Below are 4166 nucleotides of genomic sequence, written 5' to 3' on the forward strand. Positions count from 1 at the left end.
GGACAGGCGCATGCGCCTGTCCCCAATCGTAGACACAGCTTCGCCGCCTCACGCGGACCGCCGCTGAGCTTGATGGGAAGGGTGCGAAGCGCCCGGGCCTCGCCCGGATGATTTGCAGTTTTGAATACCGTTTCGACGAAGTTCAGGCGCTCCGCGCGGTCGTTATCCGGAAGCCCGCGACGCTGAGCCCTATTAGGGCCTCGCCGCCTTGAAGCCTCCGACGGGCGAGCCGGGGCGACATCCCCGGTCTCGGTCCGCGAGCCTGTCACCGCTCGCCTGCTGCTAAGCCGGCCCCCGCCCAACGCTGTATCCGTGTTCCGTGCCCAGCCGGCACCAGATGGACGGGGTTGGTCCCGAAGGACCGCCGACAGAGCTTCCCGCTCGATCGCCCCCGAAAGCCGCAACGGTCGCCGTACGTGCGCCCTTCCCATGCTTTCAGGTGGGATCAGGATACGGGCGGTTCGGCAGGCTGAGGATAAGTTAGGTCGAGAAAGTTTAGCGCCTTGAAATCGCTAAACTCTGTTGGCTACCCGCCGAGCATAAGTCAGCCCCGTCGCCCAACATCAGCATGGCTCGAATTGAGCCGGCCACCCGCTCTCGCGACTCAAGCATCCCCTGTCCGAGGGTCTGAACCGACCGACCGGCGCATCGTCGACAGGACGACATCGTTCACCTGACACGAATGATCACCGCACCTCTCGTGAATATTCGAAAGATCGGCCGACGGCTAAGATCGGGGGCGGAGGATGATCCCGATGCTTTCACTGCTCGCGACGATGTTCGCCGTATCCTTGCAGGCCGCGACGCCCGCCGACGCCGTCGACGCCTATTCCGAGGCGATCGCCCGGGGCAGCGCGGCCGCCATGGGCCAGGCCTTCCAGCCCAGCGCGATCATGTATTGCACGGACGGCCGATCCGTCACGGCCACCTCCCAGGCGCAGTGGAAAGCCAGGCTCGCGCAAGCCGCGCCCCCTGATCCGGCGACCACCACGGCGGAGTGGCTGGACGCCGGCCCGTCCAGCGCCCTGGTCCGTCTGCGCGCGGTGCGCGGAGACAAGACCTATGTCGACTACCTGTTGCTGGCCCGGCTGGGGACGGGTTGGCGGATCGTCGGCAAGCTGTGCCAAGCCGGCGCCCCGGGCCTCCAGGACGTCTCGACGTCGGGCGCGGCCATCGACGCGACCGTCGATAGAAAGCTGGCGTCCGACCGTAGCTGGGACGACGAACTGCTCGCGACCTCCATCGATCCGCGGGCGCTGGTGATGACCGTGGAAGAGGGCGAGTTGGTCGCGGCGAGCCTGCCGGAATGGCAAGCCCGCTATCGCGACCGCCGCAGCGCCTCGCGGGGCAATGTCTTCGACGTGACCAGCCGTGTGATCGATGCTCGTGGCGACATCGGCGTTGCGCGCTGGTCGTTCCGTTCGGCCGCGGGCGAGTATACCGATCGGGCGTTGGTGATGAAGACGCCGAATGGCTGGCGGATCATGGCGCTGATGTTCGCGCGGGAGAAACCGTAGTCGAAAGGCCCGACGAACAGACCCCGGCTCCCTTCCGAGATTGCACCATCTCTTGACCACATCTCCCAAGCGCCCCCGCCCAGGGACGCACGCTCGCGGCGCGTGATGAGGCCTCCCACCTCAGCCACCAAGGCCGCCGCCCATGCTCCCGCCGCCCGCCCGCGAGACGACCAGCCTTTCCCGCATCGTCGCCGCGATCGTCTTCGCCTTCGCCTTTCCCGCCCTCATGCTGTCGCAGGCGATCCTCTGGACAGACACCGCCACGGACCTCGCCACGCGCGCCGCCACCGCCGCCTCGGCGGCGGTCGTCGCCCTGCCGTTCGGCGCGGTCCTGGGCTGGCCCTACGTGTTCTGCGCCGGCTGCGCCTGGGCCTGCCTGCATCAGTTCGGCCGGCACCACCGAAGCCTCGCCGCCCTGGTCGGCGCCGCGACCGGCGTGGCCGTGGCGTTCAAGTTGAACGGGACAAACGCACCCGACGCCGTGCTCTGGCCACTGAGCGCCCTGCTGGGCCTGCTGACCGGTCTGGGCGTCTGGTGGATCGCTTACGGTCGTCGCAAGCGCAGGCCTTTGCCGCCCAAGGCCTTCCTGGCGTGAGCGCGCTCCTCAGGGGCGGGCTGGCGGCCGCCTGTGTCGCCGGCATGCTGGCGACGGCGTGGACGGTGAGTCGGCAGCTTGAAGCCGACGCCTGCCTGGATGGCGGCCACGCCTTCGACTGGCGCCGCGGTCGATGCGATTTCTTGGCCGAGCGGCTTCCGGGGCCGACCCAGTGGTACGACCGCCTGTTCTGAGCGCCTAGCGCCGGGCCTTCTTCACCCGCTTCTTCTTGCGGGTCTTGGCGTCGATGTCGTCGGGCAGGCCGTGCTTGGACTCGATGTCCTTCTGCAGGGCCTTGGCCGCCATCAAGTGGCCCGGGAACAGGGTGTCGACCGCCCAGCCCAACATCGGCACGGTGTCGGACAGGTTGTCGGCGGCCAGGTAGGCGGCCATCCGCGCCAGGGTGGCGCCCGAGGCTCCGGCCTGCATGGCGTGATAGAGCAGCACTCCGCCGGCCCCCAGGCCGTAGGCGAGGCCCACGCCCGGCACCCAGGCCAGCACGCCGTCCAGGCCGATGCCGAACGGCCCGATGCCGATCAGCCGGTCGGAGAGCCGCTTGATGGTCTCGGCGTGACGCCAGGCCTGATGCGCCTTGTGGCGTCGGCTGGAATGCCCTTCGTCGATGACGTAGCCCTCGACGGTCTGCGCGGTGCGTTCGGTCATGCCAGGCTCAACGCTCCGCCGCTCTAATGGTTGTCGTCAGCCCAGAAACACGACCCGGCGCTTTTCCTTGCCGGCCCGGATGCGTTCGAGCAGGTCGCGGTACTCGGCCGTGCCCTGCACGTCCTTGCGCGTCCCCTCGAAATAGATCGTGTCGTCCATGTGGTTGGTCAGCATGTCGGCCGACCACTTGTGGCCGGTGAACAGCATGTCGGCCACCTTGCCCACGCCCGGCACGGCGCCGGCCACGGTGTCGACCAGGATGATGGCCATGATCTGCACGACGATCATCGGCGCCGAACGCGCGCGGACGGCGTCCCAGACGATCAGCCCGCCGGCTCCCAGGCTGTAGAGCTCGCCGGCCCCCGGGATCCAGGTCAGCAGACCGTCCAGGCCGATGCCCAGCGGACCGACGCCGACCACGTTGTCCGACAGCTTCTTCACCCGCGCCACGTTGTTGCGGATGTTGTGCAGGTCGAGATGCGATTTGGCGAAGATCACCCGGCGGCCCCCAGCAGCGGTACTGGCTGCAATCTGCCTTAACCATGGGCGCGCAGGAAGTGGGCACGGTGGAGTTTCGCGTGTCAGGCGAAAGCGAACCRCAAATCGCTCGCGCTCCGAGGGAGCCCCTCGCGAAGCGAGCCGTTTGTGCTTAAGTTAACGGCGAGCGCCACTCGGCGCAGGCCAAGCGGCTGACGAGGATCTGTCGATGCTGATCTCGACCACCCCCTTCATCGAAGGACGGCCGGTCCAGGACTACAAGGGCGCGATCTACGCCCAGTCGATCCTTGGCGCGAACGTGGTGCTCGACCTGATGGCCGCCATCCGCGACTTCATCGGCGGCCACTCCAAGTCCTACGAGCGGGTGCTGGCCCGGGCCCGCGAGGACGCCATGAAGAACCTGGTCAAGGAAGCCGAGAAGCTGGGCGCCAACGCGATCGTCGCCGTCGACCTCGACTACAACACCGTGGGCCCGCACGGCTCGATGATGATGGTTTCGGTTTCCGGGACCGCCGTCGTCCTCTAGTTGGCTCCTGTGAGCCAGCCGCTGAACATCGCCGATCTCGAGACGCGCCTGGTCGCCGGCGACCGCGCCGCCCTGGCCCGCGCCATCACCCTGGTCGAGAGCCGTCGCCGCGACCACCAGAAGGCCGCCCGCGCCCTGCTGGAGCGCCTGATGCCCCGCACCGGCGGCGCTCAGCGCATCGGGATCACCGGCGTGCCGGGGGCCGGCAAGTCGACCACCATCGAGGCGTTCGGCACGATGCTGACCGCCGCGGGCCACCGGGTGGCCGTGCTGGCGGTCGATCCCTCGTCCGGCCGCCACGGCGGCTCGATCCTCGGCGACAAGACCCGCATGGAGCGGCTCAGCGTCGATCCCAACGCCTATATCC

At 68.3% G+C, this 4166-nt stretch carries 7 protein-coding genes; 5 read left to right on the forward strand and 2 right to left on the reverse strand.

Annotated elements, in window-relative coordinates; translation table 11 throughout:
- The first annotated feature begins 755 nt into the window (after nt 1–755).
- From AC1DZ6_RS20340 to AC1DZ6_RS20350, 3 genes are all read left to right on the forward strand, one after another.
- Nucleotides 756–1517, forward strand: coding sequence for a nuclear transport factor 2 family protein (locus AC1DZ6_RS20340; RefSeq protein WP_477098948.1), 762 nt, complete (start codon nt 756–758; stop codon nt 1515–1517).
- A gap of 142 nt (nt 1518–1659) precedes the next feature.
- A complete protein-coding gene (locus AC1DZ6_RS20345; protein WP_477098949.1) occupies nt 1660–2112 on the forward strand; it encodes a hypothetical protein in 453 nt (150 codons plus the stop codon).
- On the forward strand, nt 2109–2306 hold the full coding sequence (locus tag AC1DZ6_RS20350; RefSeq protein WP_477098950.1) for a hypothetical protein: 198 nt from the start codon (nt 2109–2111) through the stop codon (nt 2304–2306). Before AC1DZ6_RS20345 ends, AC1DZ6_RS20350 begins: the two co-directional genes overlap by 4 nt.
- Nucleotides 2307–2310: 4 nt before the next feature.
- Here AC1DZ6_RS20350 and AC1DZ6_RS20355 read toward each other — a convergent pair whose 3' ends face one another.
- Nucleotides 2311–2775, reverse strand: coding sequence for a DUF4112 domain-containing protein (locus AC1DZ6_RS20355; protein WP_477098951.1), 465 nt, complete (start codon nt 2773–2775; stop codon nt 2311–2313).
- A gap of 36 nt (nt 2776–2811) precedes the next feature.
- On the reverse strand, nt 2812–3273 hold the full coding sequence (locus AC1DZ6_RS20360) for a DUF4112 domain-containing protein (RefSeq protein ID WP_165189203.1): 462 nt from the start codon (nt 3271–3273) through the stop codon (nt 2812–2814).
- Between the two features lie 208 nt (nt 3274–3481).
- Here AC1DZ6_RS20360 and AC1DZ6_RS20365 point away from each other — a divergent pair, with 208 nt between their 5' ends.
- Nucleotides 3482–3799, forward strand: a complete 318-nt coding sequence (locus AC1DZ6_RS20365; protein ID WP_056438632.1) for a heavy metal-binding domain-containing protein — start codon at nt 3482–3484, stop codon at nt 3797–3799.
- A 9-nt stretch (nt 3800–3808) separates the two neighbouring features.
- A partial coding sequence (locus AC1DZ6_RS20370; RefSeq protein ID WP_477098952.1) for a P-loop NTPase family protein occupies nt 3809–4166 on the forward strand: 358 nt, incomplete at its 3' end.

The sequence above is a fragment of the Caulobacter sp. P1_B12_2 genome (genome assembly GCF_056406675.1).